Consider the following 24018-nt stretch of genomic DNA (forward strand, 5'->3'; position numbering starts at 1 on the left):
CGTGTCGAACCATGGAGGCGCGCGTGACCGATAAAGTCGTTGTCATCACCGGCGGCAGCCGCGGCATCGGGCGGGCGACCGCGCTTGCGGCGGCCGCGCGCGGCTATCGCGTCGTGGTCGGCTATGCCAGCAACAAGCAGGCCGCCGACGAGGTGGTCGCGCAGATCGAGGCCAGCAATGGCAAGGCGATAGCGGTGAAATGCGATGTCGCCGAGGAGGGCGATATCGTCGAGCTGTTCAAGCAAGCCGACAAGTTCGGCACCCTCGGTGCCCTCGTCAACAATGGCGGCATCGTCGGCACAAGCGGCGTGCGCGTCGACGAAATGTCGGCCGAGCGCATCCAGCGCGTGATGGCGGTCAACGTCACCGGCTCCATCCTCTGCGCGCGCGAAGCCGTGAAGCGGATGTCGACCAAGCACGGCGGCAAGGGCGGCGTCATCGTCAATCTGTCGTCGGTTGCTGCCAAGCTCGGCGCGCCCAATACTTATGTCGATTATGCGGCGTCCAAAGGCGCGATCGATTCCTTCACCACCGGCCTCGGCTATGAGGTCGCGAGCGAAGGCATTCGCGTCGCGGGCATTCGCCCCGGCCTGATCGATACCGAAATCCACGCCTCCGGCGGCGAGCCCGATCGGCATCATCGTCTGGCCCATATGGTGCCGATGAAGCGTGTCGGCACCGCCGACGAAATCGCCAATGCCATCGTCTGGCTGATGTCGGACGAGGCCTCCTATGTCACCGCAGCCACTCTCGATGTGTCCGGCGGACGCTGACACATCCTCATCACGCTAAACTCACGGGACTTTCTCTCATGGCTACCTATGACCTCGTTGTGATCGGCACCGGACCGGGCGGTTATGTCTGCGCGGTGCGCGCCAGCCAGCTCGGCATGAAAGTCGCCGTGGTCGAAAAGAACGCCACCCTCGGCGGCACCTGCCTCAATGTCGGCTGCATGCCGTCGAAGGCGCTGCTGCACGCCTCCGAAATGTTCGAGGAAGCCGGGCATTCCTTCGCCAAGATGGGCGTCAACGTCTCCGCGCCGAAGTTAGAGCTTCCTGCGATGATGAACTTCAAGCAGCAGGGCATCGACGGCAACGTCAAGGGCGTCGAGTTCCTGATGAAGAAGAACAAGGTCGACGTGCTCAAGGGCACCGGCAAGATTTTGGGCACCGGCAAGGTCGAAGTCTCGGCCGACGGCAAGTCGCAGGTGATCGAGACCAAGAACATCGTGATTGCGACGGGCTCGGACATCGCGCGTCTCAAGGGCATCGAGATCGACGAGAAGCGGATCGTGTCGTCAACCGGCGCGCTGTCGTTGGACAAGGTCCCCGGCAAGCTCCTGATCGTCGGCGCCGGCGTGATCGGTCTCGAGCTCGGCTCGGTCTGGAAGCGCCTCGGCGCCGAAGTCGTCGTCGTCGAATTTTTGGACCGCATCCTGCCCGGCATGGACGGCGAGATCGCCAAGCAATTCCAGCGTATCCTCGAGAAGCAGGGCTTTGCGTTCAAGTTAGGGGCCAAGGTCACCGCGGTCGACACCTCCGGCAAGTCGCTGAAGGCGACCATCGAGCCCGCCGCCGGCGGCGCGGCCGAGACGCTGGATGCCGATGTCGTTCTCGTCTGCATCGGCCGCGTGCCGTACACCGACGGGCTCGGTCTGAAGGAAGCCGGTGTTGCGCTCGACAATCGCGGTCGCGTGCAGATCGACCCGCATTTCGCCACCAGCCTCAAGGGCGTCTATGCCATCGGCGACGTCGTTGCTGGGCCCATGCTCGCGCACAAGGCCGAGGATGAAGGCGTCGCCGTTGCCGAGATCATCGCAGGGCAGGCCGGCCACGTGAACTACGACGTTATCCCAGGCGTGGTGTATACCACGCCGGAAGTGTCCTCCGTCGGCAAGACCGAGGAGGAACTCAAGCAGGCGGGCGTCGCCTATACCGTCGGGAAGTTTCCCTTTACCGCCAACGGCCGCTCCAAGGTCAACCAGACCACTGACGGCTTTGTGAAGATTCTCGCAGATGCGAAGACCGATCGCGTGCTCGGCGTCCACATTATCGGCATCGAGGCCGGCGAAATGATCCACGAAGCCTGCGTTCTCATGGAGTTTGGCGGCAGTGCGGAGGATCTCGCGCGCACCTGCCACGCCCATCCGACCCGTTCGGAAGCCGTCAAGGAAGCCGCGCTTGCAGTCGGCAAGCGGGCCATCCATATGTAGGTCCGCGCCCAGCACCGAAACGGGCGGGAAACACATGCTGCGCCGCCTTCTTCAACCGGTCTGGGTCCTGCTCGCGATCATCTTCCTGATCGAAGCCTGGCTGTGGGACCATCTCGAACCGATCGTCGCGCGGGTTGTCGCAGCCATCCCGCTCGCACGCTTCAAGCAATGGCTGACGGAGCGCGTCGATGCGCTGCCGCCGGCCATGACGCTGATCGTGTTCGCGGTGCCGATCATTCCGCTGTTTCCGCTCAAGCTGATCGGCCTGTATCTGCTCACGCATGAATACTGGCTCACCGGCGTATCCACGTTCCTGTTCGCAAAGCTGCTCGGCGTCGGCGTCACCGCCTTCGTGTTCGACGTCACGCGCGACAAGCTCATGGAGATGCATTGGTTCGAGCGGATCTATGACCTCGTGATGAGGCTGCGCGCCAAGGCTGCCGAGCTGGTCGATCCCGTCAAGCAGCGCATCCGCGAACTCATTGCCGGCAACGGCGAGGGCTGGTCGTCACGGACGCTGCGTCTGATCCAGCGTTTCAGGAAGAGCGTACACGAAGCGCGCTAGCTGCTCGCCACGGACCCAGTGCTATCGCCACACACTCGATGTCATCGCCATATACTCGGTGTCATTGCCCGCGAAGGCGGGCAATCCGGTATTCCAGAGACATCGAGATCAGAACTGAGAAGCCGCGGCGTACTGGATGCCCCGCTTTCGCGGGGCATGACACTGTCCTTGTGGCGTCAAGCCACGCGTCTCAACGCCCTAATGCAAATGCACCAGATGCGGCCACCACAGGCCGAGCGCGGTCATGAGCAGGCCGGCGAGGGTCAGCACGCCGCTGACATAGGCCAGCGCGAGCATGCCGGTGATGATGGTGGCCGAGGCCAACACGATGCCGATCTGGAAGGCGGCTGACGCGAGCTCGAAGTGATGATACTTCGCGGTCGCCTCGTCGCGCTCGTGCTCGGCATGCTTGGCCTTCTCGGCGAGCTGCTCGGTGCCTTCGCCGGTCTCGGGCTCGGAGCGGTAGCGCTGCGCCGTCTTGGCCCAGTCGTCGACCTGCTTCTGCACGATCGCCTTCTGGGCGTCATCGGTAATCGTGCCCAGCGTGAGCTTGCCCTGCTCGGATGCGGTCAGCACCACGGTGCGGCGGATGGTCTTGGCCTGGAAGAACGCCCAGAGATTGGCGGCCTCGACGTTCTTGCTGATCGATTCGGTCTGGGCGCCCTTGCCGAGCGTCTCCGAGATCGCCAGGAACAGCGCCAGCACGGCGATCAGAAGCGCGATCTTCTTGTTCGAGCCGGACGCGTGTTCGGCGTGCTCGGCATGCTCCATGCTTTCATGTGCGCTCATAAATCCCTCCTGCCTCGGTTCCGCAACGATTGACCGAACCGCGCGGCCTGCGCAAGAGGCAAGCAAGTTATGACGTCAGTGTGTCACCGCCAATTCTTCAGCGTCTTGGATGCGCGCTGGCATAGACCTCGAGCAGGCGCTCGGAGTCGATGCCGGTATAGATCTGCGTGGTCGACAGCGAGGAATGGCCAAGCAATTCCTGGATCGCGCGCAAATCGCCGCCGCGTGAGAGCAGATGCGTGGCGAAGGAGTGGCGCAGCGCATGCGGCGTGGCGCTGTCGGGCAGACCGAGCGCGCCGCGCAGCCGCTCCATCGCGAGCTGGATGATGCGCGGGCTCAGGGGACCGCCGCGGGCACCGACGAAGATCGGCCCCTCGGCCGGCAGCGGATACGGACACATCGAAACGTAGTCCTGCACCAGCGCGAGCACGTTCTGGAGCACCGGCACCATCCGGGTCTTGTTGCCTTTGCCCGTCACGATCAGCACGTCGCCTTCGCCCGGACGCGGCACCTCGCGACGCTTCAGGCCGAGCGCTTCGGAGATGCGCAGGCCCGAGCCATATAGCAGCGCCATCACCGCAGCGTCGCGCGCCAAAATCCAGGTCTCGCGCTCCTCGCCGGCGCGCTCGTCGGCATCCGCAAGACGCTTTGCGGATGCCATCGGCAGCGGCTTCGGCAGGCTCTTTGCGACTTTCGGCGCGCGGATCGCGGAGAGCGCGCCGACCTTGCCCTTGCCTTCGCGTTCGAGGAAGCGGCCGAACGAGCGCAGGCCCGCCAGCGCGCGCATCAGCGAGCGGCCGGCAATGTCGTCGGCGCGGCGCATCGCCATGAAGGCGCGCACATCGGTGGCTTCCAGCGCCGCGAAACGTGCGAGCGTCACGCGCTCGCCCCAATGGCTGCACAGGAAATCCAGGCACTGCCGCAAGTCCCGGCCATAGGCCTCCAGCGTCTTCGGCGACAGCCGCCGCTCAGCGCCGAGATGCGACAGCCAGCGCGTCATCTCCTGCGCGATCGAGGGATCGGCGCTGGCGAGCTCGATGTGTGGGGCGGCCGCTTTGCTCATGCGCTCTGGACGTAATGATTCCGCACAGTATATCGCATCAGACCCGTTAACGTTCGCTAAGGCCGCCCCGACGCGCTAGCCTCAGGGCCTTCAGGTTCCGATTCTCCCTCCAGATCATTCATGGATCATTCGTCGCGCAGCAACGCCGCCCCCGCCAACGCGACCCGCATGGTCGACGTGCTGGTGCCGGTCGCGCTCGACCAGACCTATTCCTACAAGGTCCCGCGCGGGATGGAGCTGAAGGCGGGCGATCTCATTGGCGTGCCGCTCGGCCCGCGCGAGGTGCTGGCGGTGGTCTGGGCCGAAAACGCCAATCCCGATCCGCGGCTGCACAACCGCCTCAGGGAGGTCAGCGAGAAGCTCGACTTTCCGCCGCTGAAACCTGAGCTGCGTTCCGTGGTCGACTGGGTCGCCAATTACACGCTGAGCCCGCGCGGCATGGTGCTGCGGATGTGCCTGCGGATGGGCGAGAATCTCGGTCCCGAGCGGGTGCGTCCCGGCGTGCGCCTGGCCGGCGATCCCCCCAGGCGGCTGACACCGGCGCGCCAGCGCCTGATCGAGGTGCTGTCGGACCGGTTGCTGCACGGCAAGTCGGAAGCCGCCAAGGAGGCCGGCGTCTCGGCCGGCGTGATCGACGGCCTCGTCGACGAAGGCACGCTTACGGTCGAGCCGATGCCGCCGCCTCCGCCGCCACCCAGCCCCGATCCGGAGTTCGGCCGGCCGGATTTTTCGCCGCTCCAGCGTGCCGGGGTGGATGCGATGCGCGCGCTTGCGGCCAACGGCAGCTTCCACGTCGCGCTGCTCGACGGCGTCACCGGCTCGGGCAAGACCGAGGTCTATTTCGAGGCCGTCGCCGAAACGATCCGCCGCGGAAAACAGTCGCTGATCCTGATGCCGGAGATCGCGCTGACCGGCCAGTTCCTCGACCGCTTCGCGCAGCGCTTTGGCGTGCGGCCGATCGAATGGCACTCCGAATTGACACCGCGCACCCGCGCGCGCAATTGGGCGGCGATCTCTGAAGGTTCGGCGCCGGTCGTGGTCGGCGCGCGCTCGGCGCTGTTCCTGCCTTACGGCAATCTCGGCCTCATCGTGGTCGATGAAGAGCACGACCAGGCCTACAAGCAGGACGAGGGCGTGCATTATCACGCCCGCGACATGGCGGTGGTGCGCGCGCATATCGCAAAAATTCCGATCGTGCTGGCCTCCGCGACGCCCTCGGTCGAGTCCGAGGTCAATGCCCGCAAGAACCGCTACCAGCGCATCGCGCTGCCTTCGCGCTTCGGCGGCCAGCACATGCCGCATATCGAGGCCATCGACATGCGCCGCGAGCCGCCCGCGCGCGGCCGTTTCATCTCGCCGCGGCTTGCGGGCGAAATCAGGACCGCGATCGAGAAGCGCGAGCAGGCGCTGCTGTTCCTCAATCGCCGCGGCTATGCGCCGCTGACGCTGTGCCGGGCCTGCGGCCATCGCTTCGCCTGCACCATCTGCGATGCCTGGCTGGTCGATCATCGCTTCCGCCAGCGGCTGGTCTGCCATCACTGCGGTTTCTCGATGCCGCGGCCGCCAACCTGTCCGCATTGCGCGGCGGAGGAATCGCTGGTCGCGGTCGGCCCCGGCGTCGAGCGCTTGCAGGAGGAGGCGGCCGCGCTGTTCCCGGAGGCGCGGACCATGGTGCTGTCGAGCGATCTCATCACCTCGATCGAGACGATGCGCAGCGAGCTCAATGAGATTGCCGAAGGCCGCGTCGACGTCATCATCGGCACGCAGCTGGTGGCAAAAGGCCACAATTTCCCGCGGCTCAACCTCGTCGGCGTGGTCGACGCGGATCTTGGTCTTAGCAACGGCGATCCGCGCGCGGCGGAACGCACCTGGCAATTGCTCAACCAGGTGATCGGCCGCGCCGGCCGCGAGCAGGGCCGCGGCGTCGGCTATCTCCAGACCCACCAGCCCGATCATCCCGTGATGAAGGCGCTGATCGCCTGCGACCGCGAGGCCTTCTACGACAGCGAGATCGACCTGCGCGATCGCACGCTCTATCCGCCGTTCGGCCGGCTGGCGAGCCTGATCATCTCCGCGGGCGACCGCCCGAGCGCGGAAGGTCTTGGCAGGAAACTCGTTGCGCTCGCACCGCGTGACGAGCGCGTCGTGGTGCTGGGGCCGGCGGAAGCCCCGCTCGCGGTGATCAAGGGCCGCTACCGCTTCCGCATCCTGGTGAAATCGGCGCGCGGCTTCGATCTGTCGGACTATTTGCGCAACTGGCTCGCGGTCTGCCCGAAGCCGAAGGGCAATCAGAAACTCGAAGTGGACGTCGATCCGCAGAGCTTTCTGTAGGGGCTGCGCTTTCCCCTCTCGTGCCCCGGACGCAATGACGACACAAACAAAAAGCCCGCGGTCCCCCAAGACCGCGGGCTTGTTTCATGCGCGCATCAAACTGATGAAAACTGCGCGTTGAGAGGTGGCGCCTGGAGCGCCTTAGGACACGACTTCCGCGGTGACGCGGCCGACGCCGGCGCCGGTGAGGCCGATGGCGCGGGCAGCGCCCGTGGAGAGGTCGAGAACACGGCCGCGAATGAACGGGCCGCGGTCATTGATGGTGACGATGACGCTCGAGCCGCCATGGGTGACGCGCAGCTTGGTGCCGAAGGGCAGCGAGCGGTGCGCCGCGGTCATGGCGTTCTGGTTGAAGCGCTGGCCCGAGGCCGTGCGGCTGCCGGACTCGTTGCCGTAATAGGAGGCCATGCCCGAGAAGCTGCGGCCGGTGCCGGAGGTCGGCGTCATCGACGCATTGGCGTTGCGCCAATCGGGGGGCGCGTTGGTATCGGCCTGAGCATGGTGGCGGTGATGATGATGCCGGTGATGCCGGGATTTGGCGGAAGCTTCGGTGGCAGTTCCACCGACGATGAGAGTTGCGGCAACGAAAGCGATCGCCGTACGCGGCCGGGTCACAGAGCCCAGCGTCTTCAAAGACAGCATTTAGTGGTCCCTAAGCTAGTATTGCCACATATGTGGCAAGTGGAGCCCCCATCAGTTTGTGAGCGGGACCGCGTTTCGATTCCTAATGAGGCGTGAATTGGGCAGTAATTCTGTTCTGTGTCGTCATGAAATATCTTGTGACTGGCACTGATATTGCAGCCGAAGTTCCGTAATCTTCCGCTTTAACAGTTCTTTAACCTATTTATTACTTGCGAATACTGTAGAACGAAGTCATCACACTTCGTGTTTAGAATTGGGTAAGTATTCGGGAAGAGTTGGCAACCCGCCCCCGAATCACGCCTCAGCGATCCGTGTTCATGGCGGCTATGCGCTGAGGGCAGGAACGAACGGACAAGAGACGGACGTAAGGCTCACGGCAATTCCGTGACGTGGCAGGTCCTCGCCGGATCATCGGGCATGTCGTCGCGAAGCTGTCGCGGACTGCGACGAACTGGGGACAGAACCTCGTGCCTTTAATTTGGCGTCATGTTGCACCTGCGCGCCTGCTATGTTAGCAAAGCCGCGATTTTTACGGACCCGGCACCTCCCGTGTCGGCCGAAAATCGAAGTCCCGCTTGAATTCCAAGGGCTTGGATCGCTAGGCGCCGCTTTGTGGCGACGGTTTTTCCCTTGCGAGTTTGACAGCAAAAAGAGCGCGTCTGTGGCTGCAGAAGATACGTCCGTTTCCGGTGTGTCCGGCCGTTATGCAACGGCCTTGTTTGAACTGGCCCGCGACCAGAAAGTGGTCGACGAGGTCAAGGCCGATCTCGAGAAATTCGAGGCCTTGCTGAACGAGAGCGCCGATCTCAAGCGCCTCGTCCGCAGCCCGGTGTTCGCGGCCGATGCCCAGTCCAGGGCCCTCTCGGCCGTGCTGGCCAAGGCCGGCATCGCCGGCATCTCCGCCAATTTCCTGAAAGTCCTGACCGCCAATCGCCGCCTGTTTGCGGTGACGGACGTCATCCGCGCCTATCGCGCCCTCGTCGCCAAATTCAAGGGCGAGGCGATGGCCGACGTCACCGTGGCGGAGGCGCTCTCGGACAAGAATCTCGACGCCCTCAAGGTTGCCCTGAAGTCGGTGACCGGCAAGGACGTCGCGCTCAACGTGAAGGTCGATCCCTCGATCATCGGTGGCCTCGTGGTCAAGCTTGGCAGCCGCATGATCGATAGTTCGCTTCGCACCAAACTCAATTCGATCAAGCACGCGATGAAAGAGGCAGGCTGATGGACATCCGCGCCGCGGAAATTTCCGCGATCCTCAAGGACCAGATCAAGAATTTCGGCCAGGAAGCTGAAGTCTCCGAAGTCGGACAGGTGCTGTCCGTCGGCGACGGTATCGCCCGCGTCTACGGTCTGGACAACGTTCAGGCCGGTGAAATGGTCGAGTTCGAGAACGGCACCCGCGGCATGGCGCTGAACCTCGAAACCGACAACGTCGGTGTCGTTATTTTCGGCGCCGACCGCGAGATCAAGGAAGGCCAGACCGTCAAGCGCACCCGCGCCATCGTGGACGCGCCGGTCGGCAAGGGCCTGCTTGGCCGCGTTGTCGACGGTCTCGGCAACCCGATCGACGGCAAGGGTCCGATCCAGGCCGACAAGCGCATGCGTGTCGACGTCAAGGCGCCCGGCATCATTCCGCGCAAATCGGTCAGCGAGCCGATGGCGACCGGCCTCAAGTCCATCGATGCACTGATCCCGGTCGGCCGCGGCCAGCGCGAACTGATCATCGGCGACCGCCAGACCGGCAAGACCGCGATCGCGCTCGACACCATCCTGAACCAGAAGCCGCTCAACGCGCAGCCCGATGAGAACATCAAGCTGTATTGCGTCTATGTCGCGATCGGCCAGAAGCGTTCGACGGTTGCCCAGTTCGTCAAGGTGCTGGAAGAGCAGGGCGCGCTGGAATATTCCATCATCGTCGCCGCCACCGCGTCCGACCCGGCGCCGATGCAGTACATCGCGCCCTTCACCGGCTGCACCATTGGCGAGTATTTCCGCGACAACGGCATGCATGCCGTCATCATCTATGACGATCTGTCCAAGCAGGCCGTCGCCTATCGCCAGATGTCGCTGCTGCTGCGCCGTCCGCCGGGCCGCGAAGCCTATCCCGGCGACGTGTTCTATCTGCATTCCCGTCTGCTCGAGCGCGCGGCGAAGCTCAGCAAGGACCACGGTTCAGGCTCGCTCACGGCGCTGCCGGTGATCGAAACCCAGGCCAACGACGTGTCGGCCTACATCCCGACCAACGTCATTTCGATCACCGACGGCCAGATCTTCCTGGAAACCGACCTGTTCTTCCAGGGCATCCGTCCCGCGGTGAACGTCGGTCTGTCGGTGTCGCGCGTCGGCTCGTCGGCGCAGACCAAGGCGATGAAGAAGGTCGCCGGCAAGATCAAGGGCGAGCTCGCGCAGTACCGCGAAATGGCGGCGTTCGCGCAGTTCGGCTCCGACCTCGACGCCTCGACTCAGCGCCTGCTGAACCGCGGTTCGCGCCTGACCGAACTCCTGAAGCAGCCGCAGTTCGCGCCGCTGAAGATGGAAGAGCAGGTCTGCGTGATCTGGGCCGGCACCAACGGCTATCTCGATCCGCTGCCGGTCAACAAGGTGCGCGCGTTCGAGGACGGCCTGCTGTCGCTGCTGCGCGGCAAGAACGTCGAGATCCTCAATTCGATCCGCGACACCCGCGACCTCACCGACGACACCGCTGCGAAGCTGAAGTCGGTGGTCGAAGGCTTTGCGAAGAGCTTCGCGTAACAGCAAGCATGGCCGGGTCTTCCGGCCATGACCGCTTCGCGAGCGACAAGACAATAAGAAGCGTGCCCGGCGCCCGGCCGGGCATTGCGATCGGGACAGGCTAGCGGTCCGACGACTCAGTCGAACCGCCGGGGTGAACGAAGAATGGCGTCACTTAAAGACATGCGCGTGCGCATCGCCTCCACCAAGGCGACGCAAAAGATCACCAAGGCCATGCAGATGGTCGCGGCGTCCAGGTTGCGCCGCGCCCAGCAGGCGGCCGAGGCTGCACGCCCCTATGCCGACAAGATGAGCGCGGTGATCTCCAACATCGCCAGCGCTGCCGCGGGTTCGCCCGGCGCGCCGGCGCTGCTGGCCGGCACCGGCAAGGACCAGGTTCACCTGCTGCTGGTCTGCACCGGCGAGCGCGGCCTGTCCGGTGCGTTCAACTCCTCGATCGTGCGTCTCGCCCGCGAGCGTGCCCAGGCGCTGATGGCGCAGGGCAAGGACGTGAAATTCTTCTGCGTCGGCCGCAAGGGCTATGAGCAGCTTCGTCGTCTGTTCGACAAGCAGATCGTCGAGCATCTCGACCTGCGCAGCGTTCGCCAGCTCGGCTTCGTCAATGCCGAGGACATCGCCAAGAAGGTGCTGGCCCGTTTCGAGAACGGCGAGTTCGACGTCTGCACGCTGTTCTACGCGCAGTTCAGGTCGGTGATCGCCCAGATCCCGACCGCGCAGCAGATCATTCCGCTGGTCGTGGAAGAGAAGGCGGCGAACGCGCCGTCGACGTCCTACGAATATGAGCCGGAGGAGGACGAACTCCTTTCGGGCCTGCTGCCGCGCAACATCGCGGTGCAGATCTTCCGCGCGCTGCTGGAAAACAACGCTTCGTTCTACGGCGCGCAGATGAGCTCGATGGACAACGCCACCCGCAACGCCGGCGAAATGATCCGCAAGCAAACCCAGATCTACAACCGAACCCGTCAAGCCCAGATCACCAAGGAGCTGATCGAGATCATCTCCGGCGCCGAGGCGGTCTGACGCACGAACTAAACGACGGTCGTTCAAGTAAAGAATTTCGAAGGAGAGCTTCATGGCTACAGCAGCTAACCAGGTCGGTCGCGTCACCCAGGTGATGGGCGCCGTTGTCGACGTTCAGTTCGAGGGCGGCCACCTTCCGGCCATTCTCAATTCGCTGGAGACCAAGAACGGCAACATCCGCCTCGTGCTGGAAGTTGCGCAGCATCTCGGTGAGTCCACCGTGCGCACGATCGCGATGGACGTGACCGAAGGTCTGGTCCGCGGCCAGGAAGTGACCGACACCGGCGAGCCGATCCGCGTTCCCGTCGGCGAAGGCACGCTCGGCCGCATCATCAACGTCATCGGCGAGCCGATCGACGAAGCCGGTCCGGTCAAGGCCGAAGCCCTGCGCCCCATCCACCAGGAAGCGCCGACCTACACCGACCAGTCGACCGAAGCTGAAATTCTCGTCACCGGCATCAAGGTCGTCGACCTGCTTGCTCCGTATGCGAAGGGCGGCAAGATCGGCCTGTTCGGCGGCGCCGGCGTCGGCAAGACCGTGCTGATTCAGGAGCTGATCAACAACGTCGCGAAGGCGCACGGTGGTTACTCCGTGTTCGCCGGCGTCGGCGAGCGTACCCGCGAGGGCAACGACCTCTATCACGAGTTCATCGAGTCCAAGGTCAACGCCGATCCGAAGAATCCGGATCCGAGCGTGAAGTCGAAGTGCGCGCTGGTGTTCGGCCAGATGAACGAGCCCCCGGGCGCCCGCGCCCGCGTCGCGCTCACCGGTCTCACCATCGCGGAAGACTTCCGCGACAAGGGCCAGGACGTGCTGTTCTTCGTCGACAACATCTTCCGCTTCACCCAGGCCGGCTCGGAAGTGTCGGCGCTCCTGGGCCGTATTCCTTCGGCGGTGGGTTATCAGCCGACGCTCGCGACCGACATGGGCGCGCTGCAGGAGCGCATCACCACCACGCAGAAGGGCTCGATCACCTCGGTGCAGGCCATCTACGTTCCGGCCGACGACTTGACGGACCCGGCGCCCGCGACCTCGTTCGCCCATCTTGACGCGACCACCACGCTGTCGCGCTCGATCGCCGAAAAGGGCATCTACCCGGCGGTGGACCCGCTCGACTCGACCTCGCGCATGCTCTCCCCGCTCGTCGTCGGCGAGGAGCACTACGCGGTCGCCCGTCAGGTCCAGCAGGTGCTGCAGCGCTACAAGGCGCTCCAGGACATCATCGCCATTCTCGGCATGGACGAGCTTTCGGAAGAGGACAAGCTGACCGTGGCCCGCGCCCGCAAGGTCGAGCGCTTCATGTCGCAGCCGTTCCACGTCGCCGAAATCTTCACGGGTTCGCCGGGCAAGTTCGTCGACCTCGCCGACACCATCAAGGGCTTCAAGGGCCTGGTGGAAGGCAAGTACGACCATCTGCCGGAAGCGGCCTTCTACATGGTCGGCACCATCGAAGAAGCCGTCGAGAAGGGCAAGAAGCTGGCGGCGGAAGCCGCCTAAGGGCGAATGGCGAACAGGGAGTAGCGAAGTAGATTCGCTGCTCCCACTCGGTTCGCTCCTCGCCATTCGCTATTCGCTACTCGCAGGTACACCATGGCCACCTTCCACTTCGATCTCGTCTCGCCGGAAAAGCTCGCATTCTCGGGTGAGGTCGATCAGGTCGACATCCCCGGCGTCGAGGGCGACTTCGGTGTGCTGGCCGGACATGCGCCGGTCGTGGCTGCGATCCGCCCGGGCATTCTCACCATCACCACGGCTGGCCGCCACGAGAAGGTCATCGTGCTTGGCGGCCTCGCCGAGGTCTCGGAGAAGGGCCTCACCGTTCTCGCCGACGTCGCGACCTCGCTGGCCGAGCTCGACCGTGCCCGTTTCGCCGAGACCATCTCGGAGATGGAAGAGGGCCTGAAGGAGCACGAGGGCAGCGAGCTCGACAACGCTATCGAGCGGCTCGACCACTACAAGAGCATCCAGCAGCAGCTCAGCAGCACGGCTATGCATTAAGCCCCGGGGCATTGCTTCGGGGCTCGAGCTCGGAATTCCTGAATAAGTTCAGCGCTCGTCACTGACCGTGGCGGGCGCTGAAACTTTGTTGCACCGCGCCGGAGATCGCGGCATTCTGCCCTCGCGAATTTGTTCCGGGGCTGGTGCAGATGAAACGCAAGATCGCAGCGATTTTCGCAGCCGATATTGCCGGTTATTCGAGACTGGTCGCGGAAGATGAAGAGGAGACGCTGCGGCGTCTGGCCTCCTATCGCGAGGTCGTCGACGATTTCATTGCGAAGGCCGGCGGACGCATCTTCAACACGGCGGGCGATGCCGTGCTCGCGGAATTTCCGAGCGCAGTCGATGCGGTGCGTTGCGCGATCGACATCCAGGAATCCCTGCGGACCCGCAACATGGCCTATCCGCCGAGCCGGCAGATGTCGTTCCGCATCGGCATCACCATCGGCGACGTGGTCGAGCGCGATGGCGATCTGCTCGGCGACGGCGTCAACATCGCAGCAAGGCTGGAAGGCCTGGCCGAAGTCGGCGGCATCTGCGTCTCGCGCGCGGTGCATGAGCAGGTCGCCAACAAGCTCTCGGTCCAGTTCGCCGATATCGGCGCGCAGGAGGTCAAGAACATCCCGACGCCGGTGCACGCCTACATGGTGGCGATGCGGCGCGAGGACGGCACTTATGCCAAGCCGCAGCTGAAGAAGGCGGCCTCCAAGGTGGCCGCAGCACCGGTCTGGATGTGGCCGCTGGTGGTTGCCGTCGTCTCGATCGTCGCCATCGGCGTCAGCGGCTTTCTCTACAACACCAAGCTCAAGCAGACCGCGAGCGTCGCAGCGCGGGCGGCGTCCCCCAGTGCCTCCCCAAGTGCCTTGCCGAGCGCGACGCCGGCTGCAACGACAACGGCGCCGACCCCAATGCCGACCCAGCTCGCCAAGGCGCCGATGGCACCGACGAATGCCGGCGCCGCGATGGCTCCGATGCCTGCACCGTCACCATCCGCGGCGCCGATGACCGGCAAGCTCAATGCCGACAGCGTGCCCTTCATCAATGAACGCGTCCGCAATTATCTGGCCGGCGACTATTCCGCGGCCGGCGACTACAAGGCCTTCGCGCTCAATGTCGGCGGCTTCACGGGCTCGGCGTTGAACCAGCCAAGCGAGGAGGCCGCGCGCAACTCCGCGATCGAGCAGTGCCAGAAGCGGGCCGATGCCGCGCAATCGCCGCGGCGCTGCGAGCTCTACGCGGTCGGCAACAATGTGGTCTACACCCACGGCAAGCCGCCGATGCCGCCGCAGCCCTTCGTGCGGCACGATGCCGTGATCGAGCGGCCGTTCGCCTCGAAGGATTTTCCGATCGTGCGCGAACCGCAGAAAGTCCGGCTCGAAAACATATTCGCGCCGGCGGCGAAAGCCCGCTCGGTCGCGCTCGGCCCGGGCGGTCAATACTTCATGGTGCTGGGCGCATCATCCGCCGACGATGCCGCGCGGCGTTCGCTGGAATCCTGCGGCGCGATCGCCGGCGTGGCCTGCCTGGTCGTCGCGATCGACGACAATTTCGTCGTGCCGATCCCGACCCTGTTCAGGATCACCGGCTTCTTCAATGCCGCGTCCAACGCCTCGATCGTGGCGGATGCGCGCGGCGAGGTCATGCGCAAGCTCACCGACGCCATGGGCTGGAACGCCGTCGCCGTTGGCATCGCAGGCCGTCCCGGCCTCGGCCTCAAGGCCGCCGACGAGCAGACCGCGGTCAATTCGGCACTCGCCGACTGCGCCAAGCGCGACAGCGATTGCCACGTCATCGCGATCGGCCCGTTCACGGTGGGACCGGTGAATTAGCGCGATGGGAGCGAGCGCCTCGTCCTTCGAGACGACCGCTCCGCGGTCTCCTCAGGATGAGGCTGTGCAACAGCCTTGCTTGTCGAAATTGTTGCCGCGCACTCCGTCGTCATCCTGAGGGTCCGCCGGAGGCGGACGTCTCGAAGGATGGCCGCAGGTGAGCTTCGCGCCACGTTTTCTTGACTGCGACAACCATGCCTTGCGGGGAGGGCTAGGGAGAGGGGCGGCCCTCGAAAATTTCTCTAATCTTTCCAACCCCATCCCTACTGTGCATGGGGTTGTTTCCGCAGTTTCAGTTTCCGAACGCCGCAAACTGCTGCGCCACCGCGCGATACACCTCGCGCCGGAATGGCACGACCACATCGGGGACGCGGTCGAGCCGCTCCCAGCGCCAGGCGTCGAACTCCGCGGGCTGGTTGTTGCGCGGCGTCAGCGGATCGATTTCGTCATCGTTGCCGGTGAAGCGCAGCGCGAACCATTTCTGGCGCTGGCCGCGGAATTTTGCGAGGCGATGCGTCTGCGGTCCGTCGTAGGGCGGGAACTCGTAGGTGAGCCAGTCGGTCTCGCCCAGATAGCTCGCGCTTGTGACGCTGGTCTCTTCCCACAGCTCGCGCATCGCGGCGTCGCGCAGGTCCTCGCCTTCGTCGACACCCCCTTGCGGCATCTGCCAGTCGAGGCCCGGCAGGATGATCTCGGGTCCGTCGCCCTTGAAGCGGTGGCCGATCAGCACGCGGCCTTCGGTATTGAAGAGGGCGATGCCTACGTTAGGGCGGTAGGGTTTTTCATTCGTCACGCGCGGATCTTTCGTCGTCATCCCCGGCGATGCATTAGCATCGAACTTGGAATGACGATTTGATTTATTCGTCCGCCAGCGCGGAAAATTCCTTCACCACACGCTCATAGACCGGGCGCTTGAACGGGATGATCAGCCCGGTCAGGTTCTTCATCGGCTCCCAGCGCCAGCTCACGAACTCGGCCTTGTGGCCGCCGCCGCCGGGCTTCTCGACATTGATCTCGCTGTCCTTGCCGGTGAAGCGGACCGCGAACCATTTCTGGCGCTGGCCGCGATAGCGGCCCTTCCAGGCGCGCCCCGCAACCGTGCGCGGGATGTCGTAGATCAGCCAGTCCGGGACCTCGCCGAGTCGCTCGACCGAGCGCACGCTGGTCTCCTCGTAGAGCTCGCGCTTGGCCGCGTCCCAGGTGTCCTCGCCGGGATCGACGCCGCCTTGCGGCATCTGCCAGACATGGCTGTCGTCGACATGCTCGATGCCGCCGGCACGGCGGCCGATGAACACCAGTCCCTTCGTGTTGATCAGCATGACGCCGACACAGGTCCGGTAGGGCAGATCCTCATAACGCGCCATTCCGGAAGACCTCTCGCGTGCTTTGGTGGGGGCATGCCGGTCCCACAGGACCCGTGCCGTACCAATCCGTTGATTTAGCTGGATTTTGATTTCAGCATCGCGGTTGTCAATGGCACCAAAAGGATACCCCGGTCGCCCAATGTCTTGGTCCAGGCGCCGATGCGCTCGATCGAGACAGGGAGGGCCGAGGCGGTGCCGATGGCGACGCCGCGCTCCCGTGCGGCCGATTCGAGCTTGCTCAGGGCGCGGTCGATCTCGGCCGGGGTCGGCACCACGTCGATCGCGATGTCGCCCTTGCCGAACGGCATCGCCGCGGTGGCCGCGGCCTGGGGCGCGATGCTGCGGGGTGAAGAGCCGTCGTCGAAGAAGCCGAGGCCGCGCTTGGCCGCCTCGCGGATGATCGGCTGCATCGCCGGCTCGGTCGCGATGAAGCGGGCGCCCATGAAATTGGCGAGGCCGGCATAGCCCTGCATCCGGCTGAGGTGCCAGTACAGGCGGTCCATGTTCTGGTCGGGGCTGAGCGAGGTCAGCAGTGTCTGCGGTCCGGGATCGTTGTCCGGGAAGTCATAGGGCTCCATCGGGATCTGGAGGAAGATCTCGTGGCGCTGGACGCGGGCCCGTTCGGCGAGCTTGCCGGGGTCGGCGCCATAGGGCGTGAAGGCCAGCGTCACCGCCGGCGGCAGCCGCATGATGGCATCCGTGGTCTTGGCCGCACCGACCCCGAGGCCGCCGATCAGGATCGCGACCACAGGCATCTTCGCGGCCTTGGCGCGATCAGAATCCGCCGCATAGACGTTGAACGGCTTCAGCTCGCCGGCGACCACCGGGATCATGCCATAGCGCGACTTCTCCAGCAGCTTTGGATCGATCCCGGCCATGACGGGCGGCGGGGCGGCCGCGGCCGCCGCCTCGCTCTTGTCGGCGGCCTCGCCGCTGCCGATCACGACGTCATGGCGCGTTCCGGTGGAGCCGTCGATCATGGTGACGGTCTTCTGCTCGCCGGCCTGCTTCGGAGCCTCCTTGGTCTCGTGCTTGCCTTCCTGCTTGGTCTCCTGGCCATGGCTGGAGGCGGCAGGCTTCTCGTCCGCGGCCTTGCCGGGCTCGCGGATCGCGAGCCGCGTCATCGGCTCGCCGCCGAGCGGATCCTTGTTGAAGATGGCGAAGCCGGCAAAGGCGGCCAGGAACAGGCCGAGCATGACGGCGAGCGCCTGCATGGCCGTGAACGGCAGCCGCAGCCGCCGCTTCCGGCGCGGCTTGTCCTGTCCGAGCGGGGCGCTCAGATCATCGGCCGTTTCAGTCATGTGCGATCCCGAATCACTCCCCCGACGATACCACGCCGAGGTCAAGCGGCGGCAGGCCGGGATAGGCCGGGGACGCCCTGGAGTTCCAAGCAAAAAGGGCGGCTCCAGGAGCCGCCCTTTGTGTTGGATCGCTTGATGCCAGAACCTGGCTTGAAGCCTTAGTTCGCCGCTTTGGGCTTGTCGGTCGCGGCCTTGTCGTCGCCGCCCGGCGTCGGCGCCGCGGAGGCGCTGTTCTTGATGCCGTGGAGCAAGTCGTCGGCGAGCTTGAGCGCCTTGTCGTCCTTGGCGTCCGGCGGCACGTAGGACTGCGAGCCGGTCTTCTCGTCGCCGTCGTTCTTGAGATGGCCGCGCAGCGAAGCCTCGCCCTTGGTGTCGGTGCGCGACTTCAGCTCGTCCGGCACGTCCTGGAGCACTTCGATGTCGGGCACGATGCCCTTGGCCTGGATCGACTTGCCCGACGGCGTGTAATAGCGCGCCGTGGTCAGGCGCAGCGCGCCGTTGCCCGAGCCGAGCGGAATGATGGTCTGCACCGAGCCCTTGCCGAACGAGCGCGTGCCGACGATGGTCGCGCGCTTGTGGTCCTGCAGCGCGCCGGCGACGATTTCCGACGCCGAAGCCGAGCCGCCATTGACGAGCACGATGACCGGCTTGCCCTTGGTCAGATCGCCCGAATGCGCGGTGCGGCGCTGGGTCTCCTCGGCATTGCGGCCGCGGGTCGAGACGATCTCGCCCTTCTCCAGGAACGAGTCGGAGACGGTGACCGCTTCCTCGAGCAGGCCGCCCGGATTGTTGCGGAGATCGATGACGTAGCCCTTGAGCTTGTCGCCGATCTGGTTCGAGAGATTGGCGACTTCGCGCTTCAGGCCCTCGGTGGTCTGCTCGTTGAAGGTGGTGATGCGGATATAGGCGATGTCGTCCTGTTCGATGCGCGCGCGCACCGAACGGACGCGGATGTTGTCGCGCACCAGGGTGACGTCGATCGGATTGTCCTGGCCCTTGCGGATGATCTTGAGCTTGATCTTGGTGTTGACGGGGCCGCGCATCTTCTCGACCGCCTGGTTCAGGGTCAGGCCCTGCACCGCTTCGTCGTCGAGATTGGTGATGATGTCATTGGCCATGACGCCCGCGCGCGAGGCCGGCGTGTCGTCGATCGGCGAGACCACCTTGATCAGGCCGTCTTCCATCGTGACCTCGATGCCGAGACCGCCGAACTCACCGCGCGTCTGCACCTGCATGTCGCGGAAGCTCTTGGCGTCCATGTAGCTCGAATGCGGATCGAGGCCGGTGAGCATGCCGCTGATGGCGGATTCGATCAGCTTGGTGTCGTCGGGCTTCTCGACATAGTCCGAGCGCACGCGCTCGAAGACGTCGCCGAACAGGTTGAGCTGGCGATAGGTGTCCGCGGTGGCGGCGCGCGCGCTGGAGCCCATGAAGACCGCGCGCGGCTGGGTCACGAACAGCGTCAGCGCCGCACCGGTGGCCGCGCTGAGGAGGATTACTGAAGTCTTGCGCATCATCCGCGAACCTTCTCGCCTTCATTTATGGCCCACCATGGGCCTGGATCGATTGGAGTGCCGTCCTTACGGAACTCGACATACAGCACAGGTTGACTCGCGTTCGTGGCGAGAATGGAGGCGACTTGAGAGGTCGACCCCATGGTCGCGACCGGCTCCCCCGTGAGCACAAACTGTCCGATGTTGACCGAAATGCGCTCCATCCCGGCGATCAGGACATGATACCCGCCACCGGCGTTGAGGATCAAGAGTTGTCCATAGCTGCGGAACGGGCCGGCATAGACCACCCAGCCATCACACGGCGTCGTGACCTGGGCGCCGGGCTTGCTGGCCAGCGAAATGCCCTTCTGAACCCCGCCGACGCCGTCGGAACCGCCAAAGTCCCTGATCTTGTTACCGTTAACCGGAAGAGGCAGGAGCCCCTTGGCCGAAGCAAAGGCGATGGCCGGGGTAGTCCGGGACCGGTCTTTGAAAGCGCCGGGACCGGGCTTGACGTTGGCGGCCGCGTTTGCAGCCGCCTTGGCCTCGGCCTGCCTTGCGGCCTCGGCCGCCTTCTCAGCCGCCTTGGCGGCGCTTTGCAGGTCCTGCTCCATCTTGGCGATCAGCCCCTGGAGATCGCCGACCTGCCGTGAAAGCGCGATGGCGCGCGAATTCTCGGCGTCGAGGTCCTTTTCACGCGAGGACTGCTGGCGCTGCCGCTCGTCGACCAGAGCCGTGAGCCGGGTCTGGTCGCTCCGGACCTTGTCGCGGTCGGTTGCGAGTTGGTCGCGCTCGCCGGCGATGTTCTTGCGTAACGAAACGAGCTCGCCGAGCTCGCTTGCGATCTTTTCCGCGCGGCCGCGCAATTCCGGCACCACCGCGCCGAGCAGCATGGCGGTGCGCAGTGACTGAAGCGCATCCTCGGGGCGCACCAGCAGCGCCGGCGGCGTGCGCCTTCCGGCGCGCTGCAAGGCCGCCAGCACCTCGACGATGTCGGCGCGGCGCGAATCGAGCGAAGAGCGCATCTGCTGCTCGCGGCCGTTCAGCGCGCGCAGCCGCGCTTCGGCTTCGTCGATCTTGGTCTCGACGGCGCGCACATTGGCGGCGGTGTCGATCAGTTGCTGATTGAGCTGGGTGCGGTCCTGGCCGAGCGAGGTGATCTCGGCCTTGAGCTTGGCCTGTGCTTCTTCAGCGCTCTTCTGCCTGGCGCGCGCGGCCTCGAGCTCCTGCTCGCGCTGCTTGATCGCATCGGGCGAGACGGCCGCCGTCTGTGGTGCCGGCGCTGCCGTCTGAGCTTGCGCGAGGCTTGCGCCCAAAACACCTGCGCCCAGAACACTTGTGCCCAAAACACTTGCGCCGGTGAGGCCAGCGATCAGCAACAGGTTGAGGACAGGCGCTCGCATCGCTTTAGGCAAAGGTGCTCGTTGTGGCGCGCATCACGCGCGGTGATAGGGATGGCCGGCCAGAATGGTGGCGGCCCGATAAAGCTGTTCCAGAAGCATGACGCGGACCATTTGGTGCGGCCAGGTCGCAGAGCCGAACGCGATCGCGAGCTTGGCCTTACGGCGCAATTCGGGCGAAAGTCCGTCCGCCCCTCCGATCACGAAGATAGTATGTCCGGCCCCCTCGTCGCGCCAGCGTCCGAGATGCCGTGCGAATACGGTGGAGTCGAGATTCTGGCCGCGCTCGTCCAGCGCGACCAGGATCGATTTGTCCGGGATGTGCGCGGAGATCGCCGCGGCCTCTTCAGCCATCCGGGTCGCGGTATCGCGCGCGCGGCTTTCGGGAATTTCGTGGACCAGGAGCTCGCGGAATCCGAGCTTGCGGCCGGCCTCGTCGAACCGCTCGAAATAGCGGTCGGCAAGCTCCCGTTCGGGGCCCTGCTTCAGCCGGCCCACCGCAATGACAGCAACACGCATGATATCTTCAGGGTCGCGTTTCCAGGACCGCGCGCAGATTGCGCGCGCACGACGCTAGCATGCGCGTCCGCCGATTCGAAATCGGCCAAGAATCGGCCGAGTCGGCCTAGATCGCCTTCGCCGCCCCTGGGCCCTGCGTGTACAATCTCTCGAGATTGTAGAACTCTCGGACCTCGGGTCTGAACACGTGCACGATCACATCGCCGGAATCGATCAGCACCCAGTCGCAATTGGGCAAGCCCTCGACGTGGATGTTCTTGATGCCGTTTTCCTTGAGGCCCTTGGCGACGTTCTCCGCGATCGCGCCGACGTGCCGGTTCACCCGGCCGGTGGTGACGATCATGTAGTCGGAGTAGGCCGATTTGCCGCGAAGGTCGATGGTGACCGTCTCTTCCGCCTTCATGTCGTCGAGGCGGGAGAGGATCAGGCTCAGCGTCTTGTCGGCGTCGGGTTGCGCCTTCAAGGCCGCAGCTTGGGTCGATGTTTTACGCGTAGGCTTGGCAACCTTGGGTAAAACAGACTTGGACAATACAGATGTGGTCAGGGACCATTCCTTTCACTGTATCGCGAACGCCGAATCCAGCGCTCACTGGTTACACTACATCATGTGGGGTTAAGGGTTTCAATATGCCAGAGAGCCGGAAGCCCACACTCCGTCCGCACACTCCGTCTCACTTCGTACCTTTCCAGCTCCCGTCCGGGTTCCGCAGGCCGGTCGAGGAGAGATTCAGCTTCAATCCGGTCAGGAAGACCCAGGCCGGCGCCGGCTGATCCGCAAGCATTGCCGCCTTATTCTCGGGCAAGCGGTAACGGGTGAGGGCCCGGGCGGCGGGGGAGGCGAGAGCGCGAAAACTCTGCGGCGGGCGATCGATGATGGCCATCGGGATCTGGGCAGCGATCCGCCGCCAGTCCTGCCAACGATGGAATTGAGCGAGGTTGTCGGCGCCCATAATCCAGACAAAGCGCAGGCCGCTGAAGCGACGGCGCAAGGTGTTGATCGTGTCGATAGTATAGCGGGTGCGAATGACGGATTCGAGACAGCTCACCTCGATCCGGGGATCGTCCGCGACGTCGCGCGCCGCCTGCATGCGCTCGCCGAGCTCATGCAAATTGCCATTCTCCTTGAGCGGATTGCCGGGAGTGACGAGCCACCAGACGCGATCGAGTTGCAATCGCTTCAGGGCGAACTGGCTGATCGCGCGATGCGCCTGATGCGGCGGATTGAACGAGCCGCCGAGCAGGCCGATGCGCATGCCCGGGGTCGAGGACGGCACCGCTTGCGCCACGGTCCGCGGCACGACGAAATTGTTGCTCAATGCCCCGCGCCTCGCGACGTTACTTACGGCCTTGTCTGCCCGGTGCCGTGGACGCGATATTTGAAGCTCGTCAACTGCTCGGCGCCGACGGGGCCGCGGGCATGGAAGCGGCCGGTGGCGATGCCGATCTCGGCGCCGAAACCGAACTCGCCGCCGTCGGCGAACTGCGTCGAGGCGTTGTGCAGCACGATCGCGGAATCGACCTCGCTCAGGAATCTCTTCGCCGCAGCCTCATCCGCGCTCACGATCGCATCGGTATGATGCGAGCCGTGGTTCTGGATGTGCGCGATCGCGCCGTCGACGCCGTCCACCACCTTCGCCGCGATGATCGCGTCGAGATATTCGGTGTCCCAATCGTCCTCGCTGGCGGGCTTTACGCGTGCATCGGTCTTCTGCACGGCGTCGTCGCCGCGCACTTCGCAGCCGGCCTCGATCAGCATCTCGACCAGCGGCTTCAGGTTGTTGCCGGCCGCGGCGCGATCGACCAGCAGCGTCTCGGCGGCGCCGCAGACGCCGGTGCGGCGCATCTTGGCGTTGAGCACGATCGCCTTCGCCATGGCGAGGTCGGCGCTGGCATCGACATAGACGTGGTTGACGCCTTCGAGATGCGCGAACACCGGCACGCGCGCTTCCTGCTCGACGCGCGCGACGAGGCTTTTTCCCCCGCGCGGCACGATCACGTCGATGGCGCCGTTCAATCCGGACAGCATCATGCCGACCGCCGCGCGGTCTCGCGTCGGCACCAGCGTGATGGCGGCTTCGGGCAGACCCGCTTCGCGCAGGCCCTGCCCCAGACATTCATGGATGGCGCGGCACGACCGAAAACTGTCCGAGCCGCCGCGCAGGATCACGGCATTGCCTGATTTCAGGCACAGCACGCCGGCGTCGGCCGCAACGTTCGGCCGGCTCTCGAAGATCACGCCGACGACGCCGAGCGGCACGCGCACGCGCTCGATGGTCATGCCATTCGGCCGCTGCCAGCTCTCGGTGATGATGCCGACCGGATCGGCGATGCCGCGCACGATGCCGATGCCCTCGGCCATGCCTTCGACGCGCGCCGGGGTCAGCGTCAGGCGGTCGATGAAGGAGGAGGTGGCATTGCCGGAGGCGCGGGCCTCCGCGACGTCCTCGGCATTGGCGGCAAGGATCGCTGCAGCATTGCTGCGGATCGCCCGCTCCATGGCTTCCAGCGCCCGGTTCTTCTGCTCCGGCGGCGCCAGCGCCAGCACGCGCGCGGCAGCGCGGGCACGGGTGGCGAGATCGGACATCAGCGCCTGGAGATCGGCATTGCCGTCAACGGCTTTGAGGGGGGCGGCCATGGGGGTCAAAACCTTCTGCTAAGGCGGTGTCCTAGCACGGAAATCCCGCATTTGCGAAGGGCGGGGAGGGTATGGCTGATCTCCCCGGCGATGTGCCGGGTAGGT

General features: G+C 64.9%; 22 protein-coding genes. 10 read left to right on the top strand and 12 right to left on the bottom strand.

Annotation, left to right across the window (positions count from 1 at the left end):
• Positions 1–11 precede the first annotated feature (11 nt).
• The 3 genes from I3J27_RS01970 to I3J27_RS01980 are packed head-to-tail and all read left to right on the top strand — an operon-like array spanning position 12 to position 2777.
• Positions 12–773 carry an SDR family oxidoreductase gene (locus tag I3J27_RS01970; RefSeq protein WP_270164632.1) on the top strand — a complete coding sequence of 254 codons (762 nt, stop codon included), beginning with the start codon at positions 12–14 and terminating at the stop codon, positions 771–773.
• Between the two features lie 38 nt (positions 774–811).
• Positions 812–2212 carry a dihydrolipoyl dehydrogenase gene (gene lpdA, locus I3J27_RS01975; RefSeq protein ID WP_270164635.1) on the top strand — a complete coding sequence of 467 codons (1401 nt, stop codon included), beginning with the start codon at positions 812–814 and terminating at the stop codon, positions 2210–2212.
• A 34-nt stretch (positions 2213–2246) separates the two neighbouring features.
• A complete protein-coding gene (locus tag I3J27_RS01980) occupies positions 2247–2777 on the top strand; it encodes a hypothetical protein (protein ID WP_270164638.1) in 531 nt (176 codons plus the stop codon).
• Positions 2778–2975: 198 nt separating this feature from the next.
• Here the strand turns inward: I3J27_RS01980 and I3J27_RS01985 are convergent, their stop codons facing one another.
• Together I3J27_RS01985 and I3J27_RS01990 are read right to left on the bottom strand one after the other, a co-directional pair.
• Complete coding sequence (locus I3J27_RS01985; RefSeq protein WP_270164641.1) at positions 2976–3566, bottom strand: DUF4337 domain-containing protein; 591 nt, start codon at positions 3564–3566, stop codon at positions 2976–2978.
• Between the two features lie 97 nt (positions 3567–3663).
• Entirely contained in the window at positions 3664–4629 is a 966-nt protein-coding gene (locus I3J27_RS01990; protein WP_270164644.1) for a tyrosine recombinase XerC, read from the bottom strand.
• Positions 4630–4749: 120 nt separating this feature from the next.
• Here I3J27_RS01990 and I3J27_RS01995 point away from each other — a divergent pair, with 120 nt between their 5' ends.
• Entirely contained in the window at positions 4750–6960 is a 2211-nt protein-coding gene (locus I3J27_RS01995; protein ID WP_270164646.1) for a primosomal protein N', read from the top strand.
• Positions 6961–7101: 141 nt separating this feature from the next.
• Here the strand turns inward: I3J27_RS01995 and I3J27_RS02000 are convergent, their stop codons facing one another.
• Positions 7102–7602, bottom strand: coding sequence for a septal ring lytic transglycosylase RlpA family protein (locus tag I3J27_RS02000; RefSeq protein ID WP_270164649.1), 501 nt, complete (start codon positions 7600–7602; stop codon positions 7102–7104).
• A 661-nt stretch (positions 7603–8263) separates the two neighbouring features.
• Between I3J27_RS02000 and I3J27_RS02005 the strand changes: the two genes are divergently transcribed.
• The 6 genes from I3J27_RS02005 (at position 8264) to I3J27_RS02030 (ending at position 15201) form a co-directional block, all read left to right on the top strand.
• Positions 8264–8824, top strand: a complete 561-nt coding sequence (locus I3J27_RS02005; RefSeq protein WP_270164651.1) for a F0F1 ATP synthase subunit delta — start codon at positions 8264–8266, stop codon at positions 8822–8824.
• Positions 8824–10353 (top strand): F0F1 ATP synthase subunit alpha, encoded by a 1530-nt coding sequence (atpA, locus tag I3J27_RS02010; protein ID WP_270164654.1) that lies wholly within the window; start codon positions 8824–8826, stop codon positions 10351–10353. The genes I3J27_RS02005 and atpA overlap by 1 nt, the downstream gene beginning before the upstream one ends.
• 144 nt (positions 10354–10497) lie before the next feature.
• The gene (locus tag I3J27_RS02015; RefSeq protein ID WP_270164656.1) at positions 10498–11373 is read left to right on the top strand and encodes a F0F1 ATP synthase subunit gamma; all 876 of its coding nucleotides are present in this window, start codon (positions 10498–10500) and stop codon (positions 11371–11373) included.
• A gap of 52 nt (positions 11374–11425) precedes the next feature.
• Entirely contained in the window at positions 11426–12871 is a 1446-nt protein-coding gene (atpD, locus tag I3J27_RS02020; protein ID WP_270164658.1) for a F0F1 ATP synthase subunit beta, read from the top strand.
• 93 nt (positions 12872–12964) lie between these two features.
• Positions 12965–13372 carry a F0F1 ATP synthase subunit epsilon gene (locus I3J27_RS02025; protein ID WP_270164660.1) on the top strand — a complete coding sequence of 136 codons (408 nt, stop codon included), beginning with the start codon at positions 12965–12967 and terminating at the stop codon, positions 13370–13372.
• 149 nt (positions 13373–13521) lie between these two features.
• Positions 13522–15201, top strand: coding sequence for an adenylate/guanylate cyclase domain-containing protein (locus I3J27_RS02030; RefSeq protein WP_270164662.1), 1680 nt, complete (start codon positions 13522–13524; stop codon positions 15199–15201).
• 292 nt (positions 15202–15493) lie between these two features.
• Here I3J27_RS02030 and I3J27_RS02035 read toward each other — a convergent pair whose 3' ends face one another.
• From I3J27_RS02035 to I3J27_RS02075, 9 genes are all read right to left on the bottom strand, one after another.
• On the bottom strand, positions 15494–15994 hold the full coding sequence (locus I3J27_RS02035) for an RNA pyrophosphohydrolase (RefSeq protein ID WP_270164664.1): 501 nt from the start codon (positions 15992–15994) through the stop codon (positions 15494–15496).
• Between the two features lie 64 nt (positions 15995–16058).
• Complete coding sequence (locus tag I3J27_RS02040; RefSeq protein ID WP_270164666.1) at positions 16059–16565, bottom strand: RNA pyrophosphohydrolase; 507 nt, start codon at positions 16563–16565, stop codon at positions 16059–16061.
• A gap of 74 nt (positions 16566–16639) precedes the next feature.
• Positions 16640–17866: a divergent polysaccharide deacetylase family protein gene (locus I3J27_RS02045; protein WP_270164668.1), complete on the bottom strand. Its 1227-nt coding sequence runs from the start codon at positions 17864–17866 to the stop codon at positions 16640–16642.
• Positions 17867–18024: 158 nt separating this feature from the next.
• Positions 18025–19383 (bottom strand): S41 family peptidase, encoded by a 1359-nt coding sequence (locus tag I3J27_RS02050; RefSeq protein WP_270164670.1) that lies wholly within the window; start codon positions 19381–19383, stop codon positions 18025–18027.
• Entirely contained in the window at positions 19380–20762 is a 1383-nt protein-coding gene (locus I3J27_RS02055) for a murein hydrolase activator EnvC family protein (protein WP_270164672.1), read from the bottom strand. The genes I3J27_RS02050 and I3J27_RS02055 overlap by 4 nt, the downstream gene beginning before the upstream one ends.
• 33 nt (positions 20763–20795) lie before the next feature.
• Complete coding sequence (gene rlmH / locus I3J27_RS02060) at positions 20796–21278, bottom strand: 23S rRNA (pseudouridine(1915)-N(3))-methyltransferase RlmH (RefSeq protein WP_270164674.1); 483 nt, start codon at positions 21276–21278, stop codon at positions 20796–20798.
• Between the two features lie 106 nt (positions 21279–21384).
• Positions 21385–21741 (bottom strand): ribosome silencing factor, encoded by a 357-nt coding sequence (gene rsfS, locus I3J27_RS02065; protein ID WP_027515020.1) that lies wholly within the window; start codon positions 21739–21741, stop codon positions 21385–21387.
• A gap of 208 nt (positions 21742–21949) precedes the next feature.
• Positions 21950–22594 (bottom strand): nicotinate-nucleotide adenylyltransferase, encoded by a 645-nt coding sequence (locus tag I3J27_RS02070; protein ID WP_270164679.1) that lies wholly within the window; start codon positions 22592–22594, stop codon positions 21950–21952.
• A 23-nt stretch (positions 22595–22617) separates the two neighbouring features.
• Positions 22618–23913, bottom strand: a complete 1296-nt coding sequence (locus tag I3J27_RS02075; protein ID WP_270164681.1) for a glutamate-5-semialdehyde dehydrogenase — start codon at positions 23911–23913, stop codon at positions 22618–22620.
• Positions 23914–24018 lie beyond the last annotated feature (105 nt).

This window comes from Bradyrhizobium xenonodulans (assembly GCF_027594865.1).
Lineage (GTDB): Bacteria > Pseudomonadota > Alphaproteobacteria > Rhizobiales > Xanthobacteraceae > Bradyrhizobium > Bradyrhizobium xenonodulans.